At 61.1% G+C, this 22,020-nt stretch carries 21 protein-coding genes and 1 pseudogene; 11 read left to right on the top strand and 11 right to left on the bottom strand.

Translation table 11 applies throughout. The features are described from left to right. The gene (locus SE86_RS00875; RefSeq protein WP_117353896.1) at positions 1-1,491 is read right to left on the bottom strand and encodes a hypothetical protein; all 1,491 of its coding nucleotides are present in this window, start codon (positions 1,489-1,491) and stop codon (positions 1-3) included. 82 nt (positions 1,492-1,573) lie between these two features. On the opposite strand from SE86_RS00875, the gene SE86_RS00870 reads away from it, so the two are divergent. Further along, positions 1,574-2,305 (top strand): ABC transporter ATP-binding protein, encoded by a 732-nt coding sequence (locus SE86_RS00870; RefSeq protein ID WP_117353895.1) that lies wholly within the window; start codon positions 1,574-1,576, stop codon positions 2,303-2,305. A gap of 5 nt (positions 2,306-2,310) precedes the next feature. On the opposite strand, the gene SE86_RS08070 is transcribed toward SE86_RS00870, so the two are convergent. Further along, positions 2,311-2,484, bottom strand: a complete 174-nt coding sequence (locus tag SE86_RS08070) for a hypothetical protein (RefSeq protein ID WP_211096611.1) — start codon at positions 2,482-2,484, stop codon at positions 2,311-2,313. Positions 2,485-2,790: 306 nt separating this feature from the next. Here SE86_RS08070 and SE86_RS00865 point away from each other — a divergent pair, with 306 nt between their 5' ends. Next, positions 2,791-3,144: a DUF488 domain-containing protein gene (locus tag SE86_RS00865; RefSeq protein ID WP_117353894.1), complete on the top strand. Its 354-nt coding sequence runs from the start codon at positions 2,791-2,793 to the stop codon at positions 3,142-3,144. A 198-nt stretch (positions 3,145-3,342) separates the two neighbouring features. On the opposite strand, the pseudogene SE86_RS00860 reads toward SE86_RS00865, so the two are convergent. Then, positions 3,343-3,426 (bottom strand): annotated as a pseudogene (locus SE86_RS00860) (DUF1028 domain-containing protein); the annotation flags it as partial. Positions 3,427-3,477: 51 nt separating this feature from the next. Further along, a complete protein-coding gene (locus SE86_RS00855) occupies positions 3,478-3,891 on the bottom strand; it encodes a hypothetical protein (protein ID WP_117353893.1) in 414 nt (137 codons plus the stop codon). Positions 3,892-4,088: 197 nt separating this feature from the next. Here SE86_RS00855 and iorA point away from each other — a divergent pair, with 197 nt between their 5' ends. From iorA to SE86_RS00840, 3 genes are read left to right on the top strand one after another with little or no spacing between them, the layout of a single operon-like run. After that, the gene (iorA, locus tag SE86_RS00850) at positions 4,089-5,942 is read left to right on the top strand and encodes an indolepyruvate ferredoxin oxidoreductase subunit alpha (RefSeq protein ID WP_117355012.1); all 1,854 of its coding nucleotides are present in this window, start codon (positions 4,089-4,091) and stop codon (positions 5,940-5,942) included. Then, positions 5,933-6,535 (top strand): indolepyruvate oxidoreductase subunit beta, encoded by a 603-nt coding sequence (locus SE86_RS00845; RefSeq protein ID WP_117353892.1) that lies wholly within the window; start codon positions 5,933-5,935, stop codon positions 6,533-6,535. The genes iorA and SE86_RS00845 overlap by 10 nt, the downstream gene beginning before the upstream one ends. 38 nt (positions 6,536-6,573) lie before the next feature. Further along, complete coding sequence (locus tag SE86_RS00840; protein WP_117353891.1) at positions 6,574-7,305, top strand: carotenoid biosynthesis protein; 732 nt, start codon at positions 6,574-6,576, stop codon at positions 7,303-7,305. On the opposite strand, the gene SE86_RS00835 is transcribed toward SE86_RS00840, so the two are convergent. After that, the gene (locus tag SE86_RS00835) at positions 7,295-8,002 is read right to left on the bottom strand and encodes a phosphoglycolate phosphatase (RefSeq protein ID WP_117353890.1); all 708 of its coding nucleotides are present in this window, start codon (positions 8,000-8,002) and stop codon (positions 7,295-7,297) included. The genes SE86_RS00840 and SE86_RS00835 overlap by 11 nt on opposite strands. 90 nt (positions 8,003-8,092) lie before the next feature. Between SE86_RS00835 and SE86_RS00830 the strand changes: the two genes are divergently transcribed. The 4 genes from SE86_RS00830 (at position 8,093) to SE86_RS00815 (ending at position 11,414) form a co-directional block, all read left to right on the top strand. Beyond that, positions 8,093-9,763 (top strand): CoA-transferase, encoded by a 1,671-nt coding sequence (locus tag SE86_RS00830; RefSeq protein WP_117353889.1) that lies wholly within the window; start codon positions 8,093-8,095, stop codon positions 9,761-9,763. A gap of 40 nt (positions 9,764-9,803) precedes the next feature. Then, positions 9,804-10,076, top strand: a complete 273-nt coding sequence (locus SE86_RS00825) for a lipoate protein ligase C-terminal domain-containing protein (protein ID WP_117353888.1) — start codon at positions 9,804-9,806, stop codon at positions 10,074-10,076. After that, a complete protein-coding gene (locus SE86_RS00820; protein WP_236747380.1) occupies positions 10,076-10,888 on the top strand; it encodes a biotin/lipoate A/B protein ligase family protein in 813 nt (270 codons plus the stop codon). Before SE86_RS00825 ends, SE86_RS00820 begins: the two co-directional genes overlap by 1 nt. Positions 10,889-10,988: 100 nt before the next feature. Further along, positions 10,989-11,414 (top strand): CBS domain-containing protein, encoded by a 426-nt coding sequence (locus SE86_RS00815; protein ID WP_117353886.1) that lies wholly within the window; start codon positions 10,989-10,991, stop codon positions 11,412-11,414. On the opposite strand, the gene SE86_RS00810 is transcribed toward SE86_RS00815, so the two are convergent. From SE86_RS00810 to SE86_RS00790, 5 genes are all read right to left on the bottom strand, one after another. Then, positions 11,371-11,967 carry a DUF998 domain-containing protein gene (locus SE86_RS00810; protein ID WP_211096607.1) on the bottom strand — a complete coding sequence of 199 codons (597 nt, stop codon included), beginning with the start codon at positions 11,965-11,967 and terminating at the stop codon, positions 11,371-11,373. The two genes, SE86_RS00815 and SE86_RS00810, sit on opposite strands and share 44 nt — an antisense overlap. Positions 11,968-11,997: 30 nt before the next feature. Next, a complete protein-coding gene (locus SE86_RS00805; protein ID WP_117353885.1) occupies positions 11,998-16,032 on the bottom strand; it encodes a DEAD/DEAH box helicase in 4,035 nt (1,344 codons plus the stop codon). A gap of 66 nt (positions 16,033-16,098) precedes the next feature. Further along, a complete protein-coding gene (locus SE86_RS00800; RefSeq protein ID WP_158543062.1) occupies positions 16,099-17,022 on the bottom strand; it encodes a transcription initiation factor IIB family protein in 924 nt (307 codons plus the stop codon). A gap of 5 nt (positions 17,023-17,027) precedes the next feature. After that, positions 17,028-17,312, bottom strand: coding sequence for a hypothetical protein (locus tag SE86_RS00795; protein ID WP_117353883.1), 285 nt, complete (start codon positions 17,310-17,312; stop codon positions 17,028-17,030). Positions 17,313-17,490: 178 nt separating this feature from the next. Continuing rightward, positions 17,491-18,162: an MBL fold metallo-hydrolase gene (locus SE86_RS00790; RefSeq protein WP_158543061.1), complete on the bottom strand. Its 672-nt coding sequence runs from the start codon at positions 18,160-18,162 to the stop codon at positions 17,491-17,493. Between the two features lie 126 nt (positions 18,163-18,288). On the opposite strand from SE86_RS00790, the gene SE86_RS00785 reads away from it, so the two are divergent. Both SE86_RS00785 and SE86_RS00780 read left to right on the top strand, forming a co-directional pair. Continuing rightward, a complete protein-coding gene (locus SE86_RS00785; protein ID WP_117353881.1) occupies positions 18,289-19,458 on the top strand; it encodes a hypothetical protein in 1,170 nt (389 codons plus the stop codon). Positions 19,459-19,498: 40 nt separating this feature from the next. Further along, positions 19,499-20,179 (top strand): dolichol kinase, encoded by a 681-nt coding sequence (locus tag SE86_RS00780; RefSeq protein ID WP_117353880.1) that lies wholly within the window; start codon positions 19,499-19,501, stop codon positions 20,177-20,179. On the opposite strand, the gene SE86_RS00775 is transcribed toward SE86_RS00780, so the two are convergent. Further along, positions 20,158-21,837 (bottom strand): MFS transporter, encoded by a 1,680-nt coding sequence (locus tag SE86_RS00775; RefSeq protein ID WP_117353879.1) that lies wholly within the window; start codon positions 21,835-21,837, stop codon positions 20,158-20,160. The two genes, SE86_RS00780 and SE86_RS00775, sit on opposite strands and share 22 nt — an antisense overlap. Positions 21,838-22,020: the final 183 nt, after the last annotated feature.

Here is a 22,020-nt window from a genome sequence, read left to right as displayed (position 1 = left end):
TCACACGTAGCCCTTCTCAACTAGCCGCCTCGAGGCTGAGCCCCACGGGCCGCTGAACGAAATTAGCGGCACCGTTGCTATGAGGGAGGCCACCGCCGCGTAGAGGCTGAAGGCAAGTGAGTACATGGAGACCAGAAGCAGGAATATCAACACCATAATCATTAGCGAGAGCACGAGGCCCCTCAGGTTGGCCTGGCCTGACGTAAAGCCCTCAAACCTCAGCTGAGGGGCCATCACTACGTAGGCCGAGGCGAAGTAGGAGAGCACAGCGAAGGAAGGCGCGCTGAGCAGAAGCTGGGGAACTATGTTAAGGGCCAGTCTCATGCCGAGCAGAAGGTACATGGTTGCGTAGGCGGCTGAGAAGGGCAGCGCTGAGAGCAGCGCCACCACGGCCCAGCTCACGGCGCTCGCCCTGAGGTAGGCCCCTGGGCTGACTGAAGTGAAGGAGAGCCAGGGCCTCTCGTTTATGACGTCCATGGAGCTGACGCCCATCAACAGAGTCTCAAGAACAAGGGCCGGCAGGTAAACCAGGAAGAACGGCAGCGCCCCCAACGCTCCGCTGTTAGATGCCCTAAGCTGAGGCTGATAGTTAGCAGGCAGCAGCCCCTCGACCTGGAGGGCTATCGAGATGGCCAGTAGGGCGGCGGCCACTATTGTGAGGTAGCCCACGAAGCTCCTCACAGTCATCCTCCTGCTCACGTACCTTGAGCCCGCGGCCCCAAAGCCGCCGACCCTGCCGGCCAATATTATTGTGTTTAGCTTCATCCTCCTGACCGCGCTGAGCCCCCTGACGCCCGAGAAGGACAGCAGGCCCCCGCCCTCGGGCCTTGAGGTAGGCGTTGTCGAAGGGCCGCCGCCAAGGAGGAGCGGGGCGTTGCCGAGCCTCCTCGTGACGTAGGCGGTGAGGCCCAGCGATAGGGCTGCAAGGGTGAGGGTGCCCGGCAGGTAGTAGCCGTGGAGGAAGCCCGAGGGGCTAACGGGGTTCCATATGCCTGAGGCGCTCCAGGCTGCGACCGCCAGGGCGGCCAGGGACCTCTGCCTCATGGGTAGCTCAGCTATAGACGCTGAGAGCGACGTTATCAGAAGGACGAAGAGCACTAGGTCTGGGACCGCGTAAGCTAGGGGCACCTCTATGAAGGGCAGGTACCAGCCGAGCCACGCAACAACTAGGAGGCCGCTCAGCGTGAGCTGGCCCACGTAGAGGGAGGAGGCGAGCTCAAGCCTACTTATGGGTAGCGTGAAGAGGTAGTCCCTGTCGGACTTAAGGACGGTGATGCCTCCCATAAATGAGCTCAGGAAGACTACTATGGCAGAGTATATGACAGCCATAGCCCTCTCACTCCTGACCTCGCTGGCTGGCAGCGCCACATGGTGAGTGTAGAGGAAGGCGCCGCTGGCTAGCCCATAGGCCACTATGAAGAGAGTGAACATCAGGAGGGGTCTGCTCAGCCTTGTCTTTATTACGAACAGTATGAGCTTAGCTGTGGGCAAACGCGGCACCAGGCAGTTTAGACTACGTTAAGAATTAAAGGCTTATAAACAATATAGGTACCGTCTTGAGAAGGGACTGTGCTTGGCCAACGCTATAGAGGTCAACAGCGTCGTCAAGTTCTACGGCACGTCGCCCGCCCTGAGGGGCCTTTCCTTTGACGTGCCCGAGGGCGGCAGGTACGCGCTCCTGGGCCCCAACGGCGCTGGGAAGACCACAACGCTGAGGCTCTTAGCTGGCTTGATGAAGCCTGACGGTGGTACTGTAAGGATACTTGGCAGGGACCCCGCAGAGGACTACGAGGTTAAGAGGTACCTCGGCTACCTGCCTGAGGACGCGACCCCTTACCTTGCACTAACGGTGAGGGAGAACCTGGAGTACATAGCCGCCCTGAGGGGCCTCGACGACCCCAGGGACAGGGCCGAGAAGATGATGGACCTCCTGGGCCTCAGGAAGTACGAGAACTACAGGGTCTCAGCGCTCTCAAGGGGTAACGCGCAGAAGCTCGCCCTGGCCCTCGCAATAATACATGAGCCTAAGGTGGTGCTGCTCGACGAGCCCCTCAACTACCTTGACATACCGACCCAGGAGGAGGTTATAGCGCTGCTCTCCAAGATGAGCTCCACGTTCCTTGTGTCAACCCACATAATGAGCGTCGCCGGCAGGCTCACGGATCACATACTTATGATCTCAAATGGGAGGCTCATATGGCAGGGAACCTTCGACGACCTTAGGAAAATGGCAAACGAGGAGGAGCCCATAGAGAGCGTGGTGGCGAGGATGATGAGGAGTGCCCAGCCTCCTCAGGCCACTTAAGTTTGTCAATAAAGGCTAATGTCAGGCAACGCCCTTGCCTTCCTAGACCCCACGGCTGGCCTCATGCTGGCGGCGGGCGTCTTTCCTGCAGCCTCTAGCGCCTGCTCATGACGTGCTGTGGAGCCGAGCTTTGCCGAGTTCATGATGGTGCACCTGGCCTTCATGCTTGCAGCGCTCATGCTGGTCCGCTACCTGTGGCCGGCGCCTAGGGCTTCGCTCTGATAAAGTCAGACAGGGACTACCTGTTCACACTTCCAGTTAAGCCAAGGGGCCTAGGCGGGATGAGCTCATCTATTACTAGGGGACCTCCTGTTAGGCGATGCTATCACAAGAATTAATGCGCTGTGTTAGGCGTCCCTAGGCCCCATGCTGAGGACATTTGGTTTCACGGCAAAACGACGGCTCTTCCCCAATGGCTGAAAGGGCTGGCGTATGGAGACCGGCATATAAAGGTCCTCGCCTCAACTCAACTTGATGGCTTTCAGTTGATAAAGGTCAAGCGCGTCTACGAGCCCCCATCGGAGGACGACGGTTTGAGGGTCCTAGTTGACAGGCTCTGGCCCAGGGGCCTGAGCAGGGAGAGCGCTAAGGTTGACCTGTGGCTGAGGGACGCGGCGCCAAGCGACGAGCTGAGGAGGTGGTTCAACCACGACCCCTCTAGGTGGGACGAGTTCAAGAGTAGGTACTTCGAGGAGCTGAGGGGGAACAGGGCCGTCGACCAGCTGCTTGAGGTGCTGAGGTCCGGGAGGACCATAACCCTCCTCTACGCGGCCAGGTCGCCATACAACAACGCGGTCGCCCTGAAGGAATACCTGGAGTCGCTGCTGGCCAAGGGCTGACCGACAAAAGGCCTGCGCATAACGGGTCAGGCCTGTAGGCCTGCTGCTTACTAGGAACCTGTAGACAGTGCCGTTTGTCCCTAGGCGCTCATCCTCATCAGCTTATAATCGCTCGTCGCGCCTAGGGACCTCCGCCTCGCCCGCGCCCCACGGGCTATCGGCGCGGGCTCACGGGCGGCCGTCGGGCCCAGCGGCGCGGGCCCCCACGGCTATGAACTTGGAGGCCACAGCTACGCCCACGTCACCCCTCTCAGGGTCGGCCGCCACTATTGAGAACGTCAAGGGGGTCCCAGCGACAGCTGGCCCAGGAAGCTATAAGGACTGCGGGCCCCGCTAGTTCATCTGCTCAACAGCTATTGAGGTCACAGACCTCGTCCTCCTTCCAACTGCCCTTGCCTGGAGCCCCCTCCTCTCGGAGAGCGCCTCTATGTACTCAAGGAGGCCGTTGTAGTAGCTCACCCTGTTGTGGTCGGCCACCCTGTTGTACCTGCACTCGCCCCTCTCGCCGCTGACTGCGACTGACATTGGGTCTATGTATATCGCGACCTCTGCCCTCCTGCCCCGCCTCTCGGTCTCAGGTATGACCACGACCTCGTGGGGCCTGTCAAGGTATATGCTCTTCACCAAGTCTATGTCTACCGCCCTCTCCAGGAAGTCGTACCTCATCTGCTTTATTTGGCTAAGCACCTCCTTAAACAGCCTCTCCATGGACTCCCTGAACTCATCACACTCGTCGTAGTGGTACACTCCTCCTTGCCCCTGGACTAGGAGGCCCTCAGCCCTTTTAGTCAGATGTTCTGCCCGGGTAAGTATCCTTGCTGTTAAATAGGTAGGACAGAGAACTATTTCGCCTGTACGCATCTAATTTAATTCCCTCTGACATTAGTTGCTGGGACCCGCTATTGTATCGCGTGCTGGGTAGAGCTGGGAGCACGGCCTTGCTGATGGGCAACGAGGCGGTGGCCCGCGGGTTCCTTGAGGCAGGCGGAGGCTTCGCCGCGGGCTACCCGGGCACGCCGTCGACTGAGGTCATAGAGACATTGGCAGACGTTGCCAAGGAGGTCGGCATCTACGTCGAGTGGAGCTCCAACGAGAAGGTGGCGGTCGAGGCCGCCTACGGCGCCTCCTTAGCTGGGGCCAGGAGCATGGCCACGATGAAGCACGTCGGCCTTAACGTTGCAGCAGATGCCCTGATGAGCATAGCTTACACGGGGGTCAGGGGCGGCATGCTGGTGTTCGTAGCCAACGACCCGAGCATGTGGAGCAGCCAGAACGAGCAGGACGACAGGTACTACGGCCTCATATCATACGTGCCCGTGCTCACCCCGAGCGACCCGCAGGAGGCGAAGGACCTCACGGTGCTGGGCCTGGACCTCAGTGAGAAGTTCTCCCACCCATTCATTATGGTCAGCACAACCAGGGTGTCGCACGCCAGGGGGCCGGTGGTGCTTGGCTCCATGAGGCCGCCAAGGACTGGGGGCAAGTTCGAGAGGGCCAGGGGCCTAACCCTGGTGCCAGGGGTTGCCAGGGAGCAGAGGGAGAAGCTGGTCTCCAAGTGGGAGGACATAAGGAAGACCTTCAACGGCCTCGGGCAGTTCAACAGGGTCGAGGGAGACGGCGATGTTGCAATAGTTTCTGACGGCATAGCCTACTCGCACGTTAAGGAGGTCCTCTCTGAGGTGGGCGACGTAAAGGCTAAGCTGGTGAAGCTTTCAGCGCCCCTCCCCTTCCCCAAGGGCTTTATGCTTGACGCCCTGAGCGGCGTCAGGAGGGTCCTCGTGGTTGAGGAGCTCGAGCCCGTCGTGGAGGGCCAGCTCAAGCAGGCCCTGGCAGAGGAGAGGCTCCAGCTTGAGGTCCACGGCAAGGACCTGGTGGGCCTTGTGGGGGAGCTGACGCTTGACCGCGTGAGGAGGGCCGTGAGGCGGTTCCTGGGTATCCCCTACGAGGAGTCGAAGCTCTACAACGTTGACCTCCAGGTGCCCCCGAGGCCCCCCACCTTCTGCCCGGGGTGCCCGCACAGGGCGACCTTCTACGCCCTCAGGAGGGCGGTCAACAGAAGGCGCGTCAAGGCAATATACAGCGGCGACATAGGCTGCTACAGCCTGGGCCTCTACGAGCCCTTCAGGGAGCAGGACATAATAATTGAGATGGGAGGCAGCATTGGGACCGCCAACGGCCTCGCCCGCGCTGCCAGGGAGCAGGTGCCCATAGCGATAATAGGGGACTCGACGTTCTTCCACGCGGGCATACCAGGCCTCGTAAACGCTATCTACAACAGGGCGCCAATGCTTCTCCTGGTGCTCGACAACAGGACAACGGCTATGACGGGCGAGCAGCCAGACCCAGGCTCAGGGGTCACGGCAATGGGCGACGAGGCCCCAGTCATAAGCATAGAGGCCATAGCCAGGGGCGTGGGCGTCGAGAAGGTAGTCACCTTTGACCCGTTCGACATAGAGGGGGCAACCAACGCCCTCGCTGACGCCATAGACTACGTCGTGAGCGAGAGGAGGCCGGCCGTAGCTGTAGCAAGGAGGGCCTGCGCACTAGAAGCCGTCAGGAAGGCGAGGAAGCAAAAGATACAGGTGCCGCTCTACCAGGTAGTTGAGGACAAGTGCACGGCCTGCGGCATATGCTACAACGCCTTCTCCTGTCCTGCCATATTAGTGAAGGACGACAAGAAGGCCTGGATAGACCCGAGCCTCTGCACGGGCTGCGGCGTCTGCGCCGAGATATGCCCATACAAGGCCATAGTTAAGGTGGTCCAGGAGGGGAAGGGGTGGGGCGAGGTATGGATGTGAATAGAGGAAGGAGGCTCAACATAGTTATGGTTGGCGTCGGCGGCCAGGGGCTCATAACTGCGGCCAGGGTCCTCGGCGAGGCCGCCATAGAGGGGGGCTGCAAGGCAATAGTAGCTGAGACCCACGGGCTCAGCCAGAGGGGAGGGGCTGTAGAGGTCCACGTGAGGCTGGGAGACGTCTACTCGCCCCTGGTTCCGAGGGGTGAGGCCGACGTGGTGCTCTCGTTTGAGATGATAGAGGCCGCCAGGGGCACCCCATACCTTAGGCAGGGAGGGCTGCTGCTGACCTCAGACGTGCTCATGACGCCCCCGACGCCAGGGCTTAAGCCGATAAAGAGGCAGCAGATAGAGGACGCCCTCAGGAGGGCTGGCATAAGGTACGCCGTGGTGCCGGCCAGGGAGGTGGCAGAGAAGGTGGGCAACTACGTTGTTGAGAACATGGCTCTCCTGGGGGCGCTGCTTGGGACTGGACTGCTCGACGGCTTCGTTGACGCTGAGAGGGTCAGGGCCAAGGTCCAGGAGCTCCCTATGGCTGACAAGAACTTGGCGGCCTTCGAAGAGGGGCTCAAGCTGGGCGCCCAGCTAAAGCTTTAACTTATTGTTTTTCTGGATCAGAGGGCCGCGTGTGAGGCTTGGACAGACTAAGGAGGGTAGCTTGGGGCCTCTCACTAGCTTATCCGCCAGCCATGGCCCTCTCATACCTTAACCTGCCGTTCCCGGCCAACTTCATAGTTGGAGCATACTCGTCCGTGATACCATTCATTGCATTTTACCTGCTGACATCCTACTCTGAGCTCAGGGCAAGGGACACGGGCCTCCTCCTTGCAACGGCCTACGCAACGTCATATACCTTCGAGTTCCTGGGGGTTCACTATGGTATCCCCTTCGGCAAGTACTATTACACCCAAAGCGGCCTCGGCCCTCAGCTGCTCGGCGTGCCGCTCTTCATACCTCTGCTGTGGGCCTCCCTCGGCTTCTACTCACTCTGCGCCTTCGGCAGCTATCCACTGGCAGCCCTGGGCATGGTCTCCATGGATCTGGCCTTCGACCCCATGCTGTCGGGCAGGGCGCGCCTCTGGGTATGGCAGTCGCCAGGCCAGTACTACGGCGTGCCACTGCTCAACTTCGTTGGCTGGTTCATCGTCTCTATAACCTTTTACTATCTATACGTAGCGCTCGGGGGCAGGAGGCCGAGGCCGTCAGCTGCCTCCACGACCTTCTACCTATCCTACGTGGCTGCGTGGGCCTTCATGGATGCCTTGGCAGGTCTTGCCGTGGCTGGCCTCGTGGGCCTCTCAGCGGCTGTAGCCCTAGTTATAATTAAGGCGCTCCTAACGCAGAGACCTGGCGCTGCTAAGGGTTAGCTTGTTCCTTGAGGAGCCACTCAGCGAACTCGAGGAACCCCGTGCCCCCCTTGCCACTGGCCACGTATTTCACTATAGCCTTAACGCTCTCTGCGGCGTCGCCAGGGCAGCCGCTCAGCTGGAAGGCCCTGAGCATGTCTATGTCGTTCTCGCCGTCACCTATGGCTGCCGCCTCTGAGGCGCTGACGCCTATGAGCTCAAGGGCCCTCAGGCTGCCGGCCCCCTTGCCGCTTCCAGGGTTGACGTGGAGGGCGTAGCCGCTCCAGAGCACATTGAAGCCGTAGCCCTTCGCAACGTCGCTGGCCTCCGCCACCAGGGCCTTGACGTCCTCAGTCCCAAGGCCCCTGGGCACGTAGAAGGCCACGTCGTGGTATCTGAAGTCGTTCTGCCAGCTCGGCCTGAGCCCAAGGCCCTGGAGCCTCCTTATGAGCTCCTCGGGTGGCCTCCCGCTGCAGACGTGCGTCACCGAGCCCCTGTACATTATCACGCAGCCGTTCTCCGCGACGACAGGCCCGGTGGAGCCGAGGTAGACGCCGAGGCCAGCGGTTACAGGTAGGCTGTTGCCCGAGACCAGGAGCACCCGGACGCCCCTGGACTCAAGGAGCCTTATGCCCCTCACGGCGTTGAGGCTGATCCTGAGGTCCCCCCTCCTCACAGTGAGGGTGCCGTCGACGTCAGTCGCCACAGCCTTCAGCAAGACTGCTCCCAGTTTAAGGGCTCACAGTAAATATTAAAGTCTCTACATACTTCTAAACTAATTGAAGCACAGGTTAGGGGGTAACTTAACATGAGTGATGACGTGTTGCAGACCATAGCCAGGAGGAAGGTGGCCACTGACCCAGACTTTGTCCTCTCGCAGATAAAGGACGGTGACGTCGTCGCGATCTCAGGCTTCAACGAGATAACGTCCCCTGACTACCTCATGGAGAGGCTCTATAAGCTCTACCTTAAGACTGGACACCCGAAGAACCTCTTCATAGTAAGTGACACCTTCCCCGGCACCCCGGGCAGGGGGCTTGACAGGATAGCTCAGATGATGTACCAGAGGGGTGACAGGGACTTCATAAAGGGGATGCTCGTCGCCTTCTATGGCTGGAGCGAGACCCTGCAGAAGATGATAAAGGAGGAGTGGTTTGAGGCCTACGCCTGGAGCATCGGCATACTGGCGTACTGGTTCAGGGAGGTGGGGGCTGGCAGGCCTGGCGTGCTCACGAGGGTTGGGCTCAACACGACTGCTGACCCAAGGTTTGACGGGACGGCCCTTAACGAGACGGCCAAGGAGAGGAGGACAGTCAAGGTGCAGCTGCTGAACATAGATGGCAGGGAGTACCTGCTTTACATGGCCCCTAAGCCTAAATTTGCCCTCATAAGGGGCAGCACGGCCGACGAGATGGGCAACCTGTCACTTGAGGACGAGGTGGCCTACGGCACGGTGCTCAACATAGCCCAGGCCACAAAGTCAATGCCAATCAAGGGGACTGTCATAGCCCAGGTGCTCAGGGTCGCCAAGTTCGGCTCCATAAACCCGAAGAGCGTGGTGGTGCCGGGGCCCCTGGTCGACTACGTGGTCGTCGCGCCGAGGGACTACCACTGGCAGTCCCACAGCTTTGACTATGACCCAGTGGCTGCGGGCAGGGTGGTGCCGGCCGTCAGCGTCGAGCCGCTGCCTACTGAGACTCGCCTTGACGAGAGGAGGGTCGTCGCGAGGAGGGTGGCGCTTGAGCTGGTGAGGCTCGTCCAGAGGTACGGCAGGCCCATAGTCGTTAACCTAGGGGTAGGCATACCGGCTATGGTTGGCGACGTGGTGATGGAGGAGGGGGTGCAGGACGCCATAGTGCTTACGGTGGAGTCCGGCACCTGGGGAGGCAGGCCCCTCTACGGCCCTGACTTCGGAGTCTCGATAGGGGCCTTCGCAATACTCTCGGTGCCCGACCAGTTCACCATGTACGAGGGCGGCGTGATAGACGCAGCCTCCCTGGGCTTCATGCAGATAGACAGGCACGGGAACGTCAACTCCTTCTTCACGGAGTCTAAGATACCGGGCCCCGGCGGCTTCCCAGCCATAGCGTCAGGGGCCCCCGACATATACTACGCGGGCCTCTTCACGGCCGGCAAGGGCGCCAAGTACGAGGTTGTCGACGGCAAGCTGAAGATAGTCTCGGACGGCGACATAATTAAGTTCGTGGAGAAGGTCGACAAGGTGGGCTGCTCAACCAAGGTGATGCTTGAGCAGGGCAAGGACGTGCTCTACGTGACCGAGAGGGCGGTCTTCGGGCTGACGCCTGACGGCCTTGAGCTGAAGGAGGTGGCCCCGGGCATTGACATCGAGAAGGACGTGCTGGCTAAGATGGCCTTCAAGCCCATAATAAGGAGGGAGCCGGAGCTCATGGACTCAAGGATATTCACGCCGAGGAGGATGGGGCTGAAGGAGGAGGTCGTTAGGGCAATAAGGGCCTAAGCCTTATTTTTAAGGGGCGCGCCCTCCCAAGGGGTCAGGTTTGGGCACCTGTGAGGTAAAGGCAAGGAAGGGCCTCATAAGGGCCACCGTTGACGCCAAGGGCGGGGTCATAGAGAGGGCGCTCATAACTGGCGACTTCATGCTTCTGCCCGAGGACAAGGTGTTCGACCTGGAGAGGGCGCTGCTCAAGGTGAGGCTCAGCAGGGACGACGTTGAGAGGGCCGTGAGGGAGGCGCTGGGCGGCTCAACGCTAATCGGCTGCAGCTATGGTGACTTCGTTGACGCCATAATGTGCGCGGGTGAGGGGAGTTGATGTTAAGGGTCCTGCTCTACGAGACGCCGGACGACCCCCACATGAACTTAGCCTTTGAGGAGGCCCTGCCCAGGGCCGTGGGCTGCGGCCTCTCGCCCGCCACGCTGAGGCTCTGGAGGAACCGCAGGGCCGTCGTAATAGGGTACTTCCAGAGGGCTGAGGAGGAGGTGAACCTTGAGGAGGCCGAGAGGCTCGGGGTGGCCGTGGTCAGGCGCTTCACGGGCGGAGGGGCGGCCTACCACGACCTGGGCAACATAAACTACGCCATATCCCTCCCGGCCAAGGGGCAGGTGGGGGAGACCGTGGACTTCATATTCTCTGAGCTGATAAGGGCCCCCGTCGAGGCCCTCAGGTCCCTCGGCCTTGAGGCCTCGGTGCAGAACGTCAACGACATAGTCGTCGAGAACAGGAAGGTGAGCGGCACGGCCGCAACCATATCTTGGAGAGCCACGTTCTTCCATGGGGCCATGCTTGTAAGCGCTGACCTCTCCGCCCTTGCCTCGGTGCTCAAGGTGCCCCTTAAGAAGCTCATAGACAAGGGCGTCTCGAGCGTGAAGTACAGGGTGACAAACATATCAAGCATAAGGCCAGGCATAACCGTAAATCAGGTCGCAGAGGCCCTGGCGAGCTCCTTCGCCAGGGTCCTTGGATACGACGGCGTGAAGTATGACGTGCCGACCTCCGAGGAGCTTGAGATAGCTGAGACCCTCTACTATCACAAGTACAGGGAGAGGGCCTGGAACCTTGAGAGGGCCCCGCACAGGGACTTCAGGGAGGCTGAGGAGGAGGTAAAGAGGATCTGCAGGGCCTAACCTCTCTCGGGGGAGCCTTATCCGTCAGTCAGCTAGTTCCCACGTACCATACCTCCGGCTTTGGAGCACTTTTAATCCCACTTTAGTCACAGTAATTTAGGTGAGTGCCTTGAGCGTCTGGACATCCAAGGTGGGTGACGTGGCACGTAAGGACGTTATCTCAGTGGGCCCCAACGCGACCATAGCCGACGTGGCCCGCCTCATGTACACAAGCAGCTCGGGCAGCGTCGTCGTCGTGTCGCCTGAGGGCAAGGTGATAGGGATATTCACTGAGAAGGACCTCAGCCGCGTCGTTTCCAGCAGGGTCAGCTATGACGCCATGGTGGGCGACCACATGACGAAGAACCCTGTGACGGTCTACGCTGACGAGCCCGTCACGAAGGCCGTTGAAACTATGTCAACGCACAGGGTGAGGCACCTGCCCGTGGTTGAAAGGGACGGGAGGCTTGTGGGGATAGTCACCGCCAGAGACATCGTTGACCTCACGGAGCGCTACCTCGCCGCCACCGGCTACTCCGTCGAGTGAGGCCCTCAAGCTCCCCAAGGTCGAAGGTCATAAGCAGAACGAGGACGTCTATTAGCACTACTCCGAAGACCTCGAGGGTCGCGCTGGAGGGCCACCTGAAGGCCATCGCCCCGGCCGGACCAACAAGGCCAACCAGCACCTCCCCGAGGCCCGAGCGGGTCCTGCCAGAGGCTATTGAGCCGGCCCCCCAGACCAGGGCCACCACGTCCATCTGAGCGAAGAAGTAGTTTGAGACGAAGACGTGAGGGTACGTGCCCTCGTGAAAGACGCCTATCATAGCCAGGAAGGCGCCGGCCACTATCATGAAGGAGGAGGCGGCCTCCTCAAGCCTGTTCGAGCTGACGCTCAGCGCGTAGGAGGCGAAGGCTATTATAAGGGCGCCCGTGGTGACCAGCCCGTAGTTGTAGAGCCACGGGTATGAGGCCTTAGGCCCTCCCAGGTCGCTCAGCGCGTTCTTAGTGAAGACAAACCATGGGTTGAGGGAGACGCAGGCTATTATAACGGCCCAGGCCAGCACTGCGGCGAGGACCCCTATGTACCTGAGCGCTGTCAAGGCTCCCCGGAGAGGGTTGCGCGCTGGAACTTAAGTTCTCCTCGCGTAGAGGTAGAAGTTAGCGTAGGGATAGCCGTGGGCCAGCTTCACCACCTCCTCAACCTTGGCGCCCTGCCTGGCTATAATTATCACGTACCCCATGTTCATGGCCTTCTCCAGCTCCCCCCTCCTCGCGAGGGCCGCGAGCTTCCTGTAGTAGCTTACGGAGACCTGCGGCGACCTGCCGGTCTGCCTGAGGTACCTGGCGGAGAAGAGCGAGGCGGCGACGCCCGAGGCGCCCACGACTACCGAGCCCTCGCCCACGAGCCTCTCGATCTCTGCAGCGTCCATCACTGCCTGCTCGACGCACTCCTCGGCTGTGTCGCACCTGACGACCCTGCCGAGCCTCACTCCCCCAAGCGGAGGCCTCACGCCTCTTGCAAGGGACTCATCCATCATCCTCTTGACCTGCGAGTCCACAAGCGCCGGGCCTCCCCTGGCCCTGGCCGCGACCGCGGCCTCCAGCAGCTCCGAGAGCTCCCTCAGCTTCCTCACCTCCCTCAGGGAGAGCCAGAGGGTGGTGGCGTAGAGCTCAGGGTCAAGGTACTTCTTTGGCTTTTTCCAGTCTGGCGAGGGCGACACTAGGGCAACGAGGCTATCGTAGCTCACGGCCTTGCAGCCCTGGGCCTGCTCAAGGGATATTGAGGCGCGGCCGTCGCAGAGGTTAAGGAAGGCCCTCCTGCCCTCAAGGCCCCTTATAGCCCTTGAGAGGCACTGGCCCTCTCTAAGCTCAGCGCACCACCCGGCCTCCTCCTCGACTCTCTCCCTTGGGGCGTCGTAAGCGAGGACGGGCCCCCTAATGACCTCGTAATCTATGACGCCCGTCATCCTGAGGACGTCCAGGTACCTCACAAGGCCCCACTCGCCGCTCGCGTCCTTAATCGGCAGGGGAGCGGGGCCCTCCCTGCGCCTCAGGCTCTCAAGGGTCCCCTCTATTATGTTGAGGGCCCTCTGGACCCTCAGGGGCTTTATGGCGTCACCTCTTGCCATTGCCTTCCTGGCCTCGAGGTCGGAGGGGTTGTAGAGTATGACAGCCCTGGCTGGCTTCCCGTCCCTCCCGGCTCTGCCTATCTCCTGGTACATGTCCTCCACGCTCTCACTTGGGGCGGCGTGCAGGGTCCACCTAATGTTTGGTATGTCGACGCCCATGCCGAAGGCCTTGGTTGCCACCACTACCCTCGGCCCCCTGCCCGTCCTCGATGACATAATTATCCTCTCCTCGACCTCCCTCCTCCTCGCCTCCCCGAGCTGGCCGTGGTAGACGAGGACCTCCTCACCGAGCCTCCCGTTTATCGCCTTGGCTACCTCGTCGGCGTTAAGCCACGGCTCCGAGGAGCTCTGAACGAATGGCACGAAGACGACGCCAACCCACGGGCCGCCCAGCGAGTCGGCCCACTTGGTCAGCTCCTCCACCCTATCAGCTATGTCATCAAGCCTCTCCCTCCCAGACCTAGCCATGACTACGTCTATCGATATCTCAGGCCTTATCGATGGGGCCCTCAGGACTATCGGCCTGCCGCTGAAGTGTATGTCCTCAGTCTCAACGCCCAGGGATATCCTGTGCTCCTCGTGCTCCCCCAGGCCCAGCTCCTCCATTATGTCCTTGACCACGTCTGGGGGGGCTGAGGCCGTCAGCGCCAGCATGGGCGGCCAGCTTGACGATGAGGCCTCCCTCAGCTGCCTCGCCACGTACAGGTAGCTCGGCCTGAAGCTCAGGCCCCACCTTGAAAGCGTGTGGGCCTCGTCAAGCACCGCGAGGCTCGCCTGCCCCGCCGACCTCGCGAGCTCGGAGGCTGCCCCCGTGCCGAAGCCCTCGGGCGTGACGTAGACCAGGTCGAGGAGGCCCTCCTTGGCGGCGGCTATGATTTCGCCCTTCCTTGATGGCGGGACCCCTGAGTCTATGTAGGCTGCCCTCAGCCCCCTCTGCTTGGCGTTCCTGACCTGGTCATGCATGAGGGCCCTCAGGGGGCTTATCACTATAGCTGTCGACCCAAGTCCCATGTCCTCGAGGGCCCTGGCGCTGACCTGGAATATGGCGCTCTTCCCTGCCCCCGTGGGAAGTATGGCCATGAGGGCAGAGGACGTCCCTCTGGAGGCCATCTCGGCGAGGACCCTTATCGCCAGCCTCTGGTAGGGCCTGAGCTGCGCCCCCTCGCCCCAGAGGCGCCTGAACGCCCTCTCGGCCTCGGCCATTATGTCCTCAGGGCCTATATTGACCTGCGCAGCCCCGCTGGCGGGCGGCTCAACGAGCTCAACGTCGTCCCTTGAGCTGGCCTCGGCCTGAAGGGCCCTTGAGACCGCCATGCCGCCGTTCTTAGCGACCAGCTCGACCACGGCGTCAACAAGCTTCCCGTGAACTCCGTATGGCGTGTCGTCCTGCTCTGCCCAGATCATCCTCTCCGGGAAGACGAGTACGGTCGTGTCAGCGACGCCCGCCGCCTCCGGGGCGGCTAGGTAGTCATCCCATGGGATGACCCCAGGCCCTCCCCTGACAGTCCATGTATCCACGGCATCAGGCGTCACCAGGGGAATTCCATAGGCCTTGGCCGTCGCCTCCGCGAGGGCGCGCGATGGAACGACTATTAGCGGCCTGGAGGCCCTAGATGTCATGGCTAGGGCTGACGCCACGGCATCGGAGGCCCCCCTTGGTCCACCCGCTATGAGTTCCCCGTAAGCCTTCACCCTCCCCTTGGAGGGGGCGCTGAGGCCCAGGGCCTCGGCCAGCCTCCTGGGCACGTAGGTGCTTGCGCTGAACCTGATGTTTGAGCCGCCAGGGCACCTGACCCTCAGGGACCTCAGCAGCTCCTCCTCGTCTGGCGGGGGCGCCTGGGGCCTAAGGCAAAGCTCGTAGCTGCGGGCGCAGTCAAGCGTTACCTCCAGGTCTCCAAGGCAGGCCAGGTCCCAGGGCTCAACCTGGGAGCCCGGCCTTGGGCCCGCTGTGGCGGGCACCAGGGAGGCCCTGAGGGCCTCAGCAAGAGCCTTGCCGAAGTCGCCCAGGAGGGGCGCGTTCCTCAGGGCCCTCAGCGGGTCCCCTCCCCTTGAGGTCAGGGACCTGAGGGAGGCTAGCACCTGATAGCTGACGCCCTTAGCCCTTGAGGGGTCCACTAGGAAGGGCCTCCACACCGGCATGAATGCCCTCGGCCTGTCCGTGACAACTATGGCCCTGCCCTCCCTGGGGCTCTGCTGGCCCACGACCCTGTCCACAATGTCCTTGAACTTAGCTATGGCCTCCGCCCCCCTTACGGCCTCCGGCATTGTAGACCAGTCAACGCCCACCCTGCTGAGGGCCTCCACGGATGCCCTGACCGCTGCGAGCACTATGGCTGAGGGGGGCAGCATGGGGTTCAGGCCAAGGTTGTAGGCTATCGACGCTATGGATGGCCTCACGTCCGGGTACGCAATTGAGAGGAGCAACTTTGCGTCCACGGCTCCCTTCAGGTTACAGGGGCCCCAGCTTATCAGGAGCTGGGCCCCGGAGAGCTGCGCTATGGAGCTCATGACCTCGTCCTGGGGCGGCGACCTCCAGGAGCCCCCGGGGGGAGGCACCTCAGAGACGACGCCGTCAACCATGACCTCCACGTGGCCCCCCTCACAGAACGCTACCATTACCTTGGAGCTGCCCAGAAGCCTTGGCTGCTCTCCCAGGAGCCTTGAGGCCTCTGTCTCCCACTTGGACAGGCCGAGGCCCATGGAGTAGGCCCTTGCCCTGCTGAGCGTCGTCGAGTGCACAGAGCAGCCCCTTGAGGCCAGGTACACCACGTCCTCGTAGAGGCCCAGCGAGAGGAGGGCCTCGGCCAGCCTCTCCGAGCCCCTGGGACATCTTGGCATTGACCTTACCAGGGAGGAGATCCTCTGCCTGCTCACGCCGAGGTCCTCTGCCCTCTGTGCCACATCGACTATGCTGTCAGGGTTCATGGCAAGCCTGGCCGAGGTAATCAGTCTGGCCAGCAGCCTCCTCCTGTAGGCGACGTAGGCAACCGCTCCCGCTGCCGCCGCTGCGCCGGCAGCTACTACGAGGGCCTGCAATGGGCCTCCCACTGGCCTGTAGAGGAAAGAAGGTTAAGGGAAGGGAAGCTCAAAGGTTTAAATGCCTTAGACGTCAACGACGACGGTCATATCATCCATGAGGAACCTGTAGAGCTTCCTGACGGTTGACTCCTTTATGCCAACTACCTTGGCCACGTCGCTCTGGCTGATCTCATAACCGTAGAGCCTGGCAACCATGTAGACGGCCGCGGCTGCAAGGGCCTCGGGCTTCTTGCCGTAGGGCGTCTTGCCAGGCGTTGACAGGGACTCCCTTATGAACCTCAGGGCATCCTGGGCCACGGCAGGGGGCAGGGAGAGGCTTGAGGCTATCCTGTTTATATAAGTGAAGGACCTCTCCAGGACCCTCGAGCGGCCCTCAGCAGCTATGACCTGCCTCAGGGCCTCGAGCGCGCCCACCTCGTTGAGCTTCTTGAGTCCGTCCCAGAGGTCGTTATCGTCTATGTCGAAGAACTGCTCCACCTCGCCCTTAGATATGCTCAGGTTGTAGACCTCCACGACCTTCTCCAGGGCAGCCGCGACCACCTTGTTGGCGTCCCTGCCTATGGGCTTTTTGGCCCTCTCGACGTAGGCGTGGAGTATCTGGCCGAGGGCCTCCTCGGCACTACCGTTAAGCTCAAAGAAGCTCGCCGCCCTCTTAGCTATCGAGAACAGGTTCACCTGGGAGGCCTCCCCCTTCAGCAGGGGGACGCCGCTCATGAAGACCGGCGACCTCCTGAGTCCCTGAACCCTCTTAAGCGGCGACCTGGCCTTGGCCGGGCTCAGCCTCAGGTTACCTATGCCGTAGTTGTGCATCAGGCTGTCGTTTGTGGTGGTCGCCCTCTCAACACCCTTGGAGTGACCCTCGCCCAGGTTCCTCCACTCGGGTCCATCACCTATGACCTGCTCCTCTATTATCTCGCCAGTTTCAAGGCATACCCTGGCCCCCGTGTTGGGGTCCACGACAACGCGGTCGGGCGGACAGCCTGACAAGGACATCACCTCCTGTGGTGCCTCCTCCCCCTCCTGGGAGGGGTCACGATGAGGTACAGCTCCTCGCCGTGCGCCACGGCGGCGCCCGGGCTGAGTTTCACAAGCAGGTAAGGCGAGTTGACGTTGCCTATCACGTCGTTAGCTGAGCCCACCCTCTCGCCGCTGGCGTTGACCAGCGGGAGCCCCTGCCTGAAGCTCTTGACGTCGAGCTCAGGCTTCAGGACAGCGAGGCCGTTCACGACGCTGAGGACCTTGCCAGCCTTTAGCACATCCTGGGCGCCGCCTGGCATAGGAAGCCACCTGAGTGCCACCTATAGAGTTGTCTAGGGGCTCAGAAAAGCTGGAGAGGCGGCGCGCCAAGGTGGACGTAACATGAGGCGAGAGGCGCGCCAAGTGGTCTCAGGCCGCAGCTGAAGGAGGGGTATGAGTAGTAAACCGGGGTAAGGCATAAAATCCTCAGGGCTGGCGTCATAGGAAGCCCTTGAGGTCCTGCCTCGCCCTCGCGGAGGCCCCTCCAACTACGGGCTCCCCGTGGCCCGGCAGGAGGACGTCGAAGTCAAGGGACAGCAGCCTCCTCACAGACTCCCTGGCCCTGCCCATGTCAGTGGTGAACTGGGGTGGCGGCCCCTGGACCCTGCCCTCGCGGAGGTTCAGGTTGTCGCCCGCGAATAGGTGCCTCCTGTCATACAGAGCTATTGAGCCAGGGGTGTGGCCGGGCGCATGTATCACTTTGAGCCCTAGGACCTCGTCACCGTCGCTGAGGGTGACGTCAGGCCTCAGTGGCCTGAACCACCTGTAGGCCTCGACGGCCTCCCTGGGCGCCTCCTTGGGAAACTCAGGCTTAACGAGGCCCTGGAGGTAGGGCGCGTCGTCCCTGTGAACGTATATCTTGGCCCCGGTGGCTGACCTTAGGGCCTCAGCGCTGCCGGAGTGGTCCATGTGGTAGTGGGTCAGTATTATTGCCTTAACCTGGGAGGGGCTGAAGCCGAGGGACCTGACGTCGTCAAGTATGACGCCCTCCTTCCCAGGTATCCCCGTGTCTATTACTATGACCCCATCGTCCCTGACGACGAAGTATATGTTGCCGTAGGTCTCAGGCACAGGCTCCCTATAGACTACGTCCGTGACCTTCAGGACCAACAGAGACCCCAGAGGAAGAGTAAGTAAACTAGAAATATAAAGGCTCTGCATATATTCTAAAGTCAACGCCCGTGCTGGGTGGACGTCCCTTAATCCTGCGACTCCAAGAAGCCCTCCAGGACCTCAATGTGGTACTGGCTGGGAGTGACCTACATAGCGGCGCTCTCAATAGTTGACTTCATGATGTTCAACTACATAGGCTTCAGGACGAACGTCTCGGACGTGGACTACGGCATAATAGGGGCGGCCTGGAGCGCGGTCTTCATAGCCACCAGCGAGCTGCTGGGCAGGCTGGCCGACAGGGGGGACTACAGGAGGCTGAGCGCTGTCTCCCTGACTTTCATAGCCGCCGCGTCCGTGCTCTTTGCGCTGGCCAGGGGCGTCTGGCTCATGGCCCTGGCGTACATATTTCACGCGGTTGCCACCTCCACGGCAAACCTGGGCTTCTCCGCCAGCCTGTTCGAGCTCAGCCCTGACGTTGAGTGGGAGTCAAGGACGTCGGGCCAGAGGCTCGGGCTCTACGGCATAAGGGGACTCGGGCTCCTGGCCCTGGCCATGGCCGTCCCCTTCGTCCGCCTCCTGGGCCTAGTGGTCGGCGTCGGGGTTGCGGCCGTAGCAATAGGGCTCCTCTTCCTAACTGCCCTGCCTAGCCAGTGGATAACCTTTGAGAGGAAGCTCCACGGAGTCATTAATAGGCTGAGCCTCACGGGGGCCTACACGGCAGCCCTCGGCTCCTTTGTGAGCTACAGGTACGGCATCCTGTACAGCATATCAAGGGGAGTGGCCAGGGGGTCAGGGTCCTCAATGGGGGTGGCGCTCTCAGCCACGCTGACCACGTTTGTAGGCGACTACTACCTCACTGCCCTGCCCCTCATACTGAGGCAGATGACAGTGGGGCTGAGGGACTACATGATAGCGTTCGCCGCCGCGGGCCTTGCGGCTGCGCTGACGCTGGCCATGGTCCAGGGGACCAGCTCGAGGTCCCTGGCTGCGGCTGGCATAGCCCTCAGGGGGGCCTGGGCGATAGCGGCCGTCAGCTTCATAAGGTCTATGGCAGGCCTGGCAGCGTATATAGTGATCCTAGTGGCTCTCTTCGGCGTGCTCGACCTGTCCCTTTACCAGATATACATAGGCCTGACCGGGGGCTACAGGGTCCACGGCTACATGGTGCTCAGGGAGCTTGGCTCCCTGGCGGGCTCCCTGGCAGGGGGCGTGGCCCTCTACGCGGGCCCCATGGCCTTCATGGTCACGCCCGCCGTCGTGACAGGGGCGGCTGTGGCGGCCCTCCTGGCCTAGCCCTTTTAATCTTGAGGCCTCTACCCACTTCTGAGCCGTCATGTTGTCAATCTGGCTTCAGCTGGCCCTAACGGTGGTCCTCGGCGCCTGGGTGGCCGCCGTGACGCTTTACGTGTCAAGGGGCGTCTACGCCCTCTCGCTCTCGAGGGGCCTAGGCGACAGGATATCAAGGTACATGGCCAGGAAGACGATACACATCCTCGGGGGAGGAGTTGTGGCCGCCCTCGTCCCCATAATATACACCCAGCCCTGGATGGCGTTCGCCTCAGCCATGGCCTTAACGGGCTACATCGCCTACAGGAGAAGGCGTAACCTCATGTCGTGGTTCCAGGAGCCTGACAACGCGTACGAGGCGCACTTCACGCTGATGTGGGGCCTCGTCATACTTGCCTCCTGGTTCTTTGACCCAAGCATGGTGATTGGGGCTGTCCCCGCCCTGTTTATGTCAGTTGGTGATGGCATCACAGGGGTCGTGAGGGGCCTCAGGAGGGTCAGGGGCAAGGCGTGGTCAGGAACCATAGCGATGATCGTAGTATCGTCGCTCATAGGGGGCTACTTCCTGGGCCTCGAAGGAATAGCCGCCGCCGTGGTGGCATCCTTTGTAGAGAGAATAAACGGCGTCGACGACAACATCACGGTACCCCTGGTCTCGTTCCTCCTGCTCCTGGCAATGAGGTACCTGCTCCCCGCTGGCCTGGCTCACTTTACTCCCAGGCTCTGAGTCGCCATCTTGCCCCTGAGGGCTGAGGCCACGGCGGCCACTACCACTATTACGCCTGATATCAGCAGCGTGAACCTGAGCGCATACATGAATGGGGGAGCTATAACGTGGGGGAACCAGGTGTTGCTCAAAACATCACTAATGCCCGAGGGGTCGCTGGCCTCTATGCGGCTCACCATGCTCTGCGGCAGATCCTGAAGGACCACCTGCATGGGGTTGTAGCCCAGGAAGGCCGCGAAGAGGGCCGCAGTTGGGGGAATCTTAGAGACCTCAAGGGCCAGGGCCTGCGGGAACCCGGCGCTCACAAGTGATGAATATATGGCTGAGGGAAGCTTCGCTTCAAAGGCGCTGAGCAGCAGTGAGAAGTACAGGGCTATGCTCACAGTGTTAGCCATGCTAGTCATAACCGACCTCATGCCTGAGGCTACCCCCCTGTGCTCCGGGGGCACGGCGTTCATTATGGAGGCAGTGTTTGGGGCCACAAACATGCCGTTGCCTACTCCCACTATAAATATCATCAGTGCGAAGGGCAGGTATGAAAAGTTGTAGCTGAGCGTCATCATGGCCATCATGGCCGCGAAGGCTATTAACATGCCCCCCGTGGCCAGCTCCCTGGCGCCATACTTGTCTGACAGAGCCCCGCTCAGTGGCCCAAGGGCAACGAAGCCGAAGAGCATGGGCAGCATGTAGATGCCGGCCCAGAACGGCGTTGAGCTGTAGCTGTAGCCGTGAAGCGGGAGCCAGATGCCCTGAAGCATTACAGTGAGCGTGATCATGAGGCCTCCAAGGGCAAGGCCCGCCAGGAGCGCCGCAAATATTCCGGCGGAGAACTGCCTTGACCTGAAGAGCTCAAGCCTGAACATGGGGTACTGGACCCTAAGCTCCACCAGCGGGAACACTGCAAGCACCGCTGCCCCAGCGCTCATAAGCGCTATTACCCTGGGGCTGGTCCAACCCATGGCCTCCCCGTGGTATGGCTCCAGAGCGTAGGTTATGCCAGCCAGCAGGAGCACCAGGCCACCAATGAAGGCCAAGTTGCCAGGGATGTCCACTTTCTCCTCCCTCCTGGGCCTTGAGAGCTCCCTGAGCTTGAGGTATGACCAGGCGGTCCCCGCCACTCCGAAGGGGACGCTTATTATGAAGACAAGCCTCCAGTTAACGGTTGCAAGCACTCCCCCAAGGATAAGGCCAACCAGGTTACCCACCATCCCCGCGACCTGGTTTATGCCCAGCGCCCTGCCCCTCTCAGTTATCGGAAATGCGTCTGTTATCAGCGCAGCGCTGTTAGCCATTAACAGGGCGGCGCCGACCGCCTGCACCATCCTGAAGGCCACGAGCTCTGTCGCGGCCACACTGCCCTTTCCTGGGGTAATTGAGAGAAGCACAGAGCCGAGGGTGAATATCATGAAGCCAAGCCTGTAGAGCCTGACCCTGCCGTACATGTCGGAGAGCTTGCCGAAGGAGACCACCAGCGAGGAGGAGACGACACCGTAGCCCATGAGAAGCCAGAGCAGGTAGTCGAAGGAGCTCGGGGCCAGTGGGTTAATCTGAATACCCCTGAATATAGCGGGAAGCGATATTATAAGTACTGAGGAGTTTATCATTGCCATGAGTATTCCAAGCGTGGTGTTAGTGAGCACAGTCCACTTGTACTCCACCGCGCCATCCCCTCTATATCATTTACCTGAGTATCGGTTACTGAGCTATTTTAAACGTTACCTAACTTTAGGCTTAAAAGCTTTACTTATTAGCAGGAAACCTAACAGCTAGGATGAAGGACCTGGCAGACTTAAACTTCAGCCCCAGGTAAGCTACCTGAGGGCAACCATGCTGCTGGTGGG

This window comes from Acidilobus sp. 7A (genome assembly GCF_003431325.1).
Lineage (GTDB): Archaea > Thermoproteota > Thermoprotei_A > Sulfolobales > Acidilobaceae > Acidilobus.
The sequence above is the reverse complement of the archived record's forward strand: the minus strand, read 5'-3'. Positions and strand labels throughout refer to the sequence as shown.

Coding starts and splice junctions, on each gene's coding strand:
- SE86_RS00795 (WP_117353883.1), bottom strand. CDS start 17,312: ATGCCAGGCGGCGCCCAGGATGTGCTAAAGGCTGGCAAGGTCCTCAGC.
- SE86_RS08070 (WP_211096611.1), bottom strand. CDS start 2,484: ATGAGCGCTGCAAGCATGAAGGCCAGGTGCACCATCATGAACTCGGCA.
- SE86_RS00820 (WP_236747380.1), top strand. CDS start 10,076: ATGTTAAGGGTCCTGCTCTACGAGACGCCGGACGACCCCCACATGAAC.
- SE86_RS00785 (WP_117353881.1), top strand. CDS start 18,289: ATGTGGTACTGGCTGGGAGTGACCTACATAGCGGCGCTCTCAATAGTT.
- iorA (WP_117355012.1), top strand. CDS start 4,089: ATGGGCAACGAGGCGGTGGCCCGCGGGTTCCTTGAGGCAGGCGGAGGC.
- SE86_RS00780 (WP_117353880.1), top strand. CDS start 19,499: ATGTTGTCAATCTGGCTTCAGCTGGCCCTAACGGTGGTCCTCGGCGCC.
- SE86_RS00830 (WP_117353889.1), top strand. CDS start 8,093: ATGAGTGATGACGTGTTGCAGACCATAGCCAGGAGGAAGGTGGCCACT.
- SE86_RS00845 (WP_117353892.1), top strand. CDS start 5,933: ATGGATGTGAATAGAGGAAGGAGGCTCAACATAGTTATGGTTGGCGTC.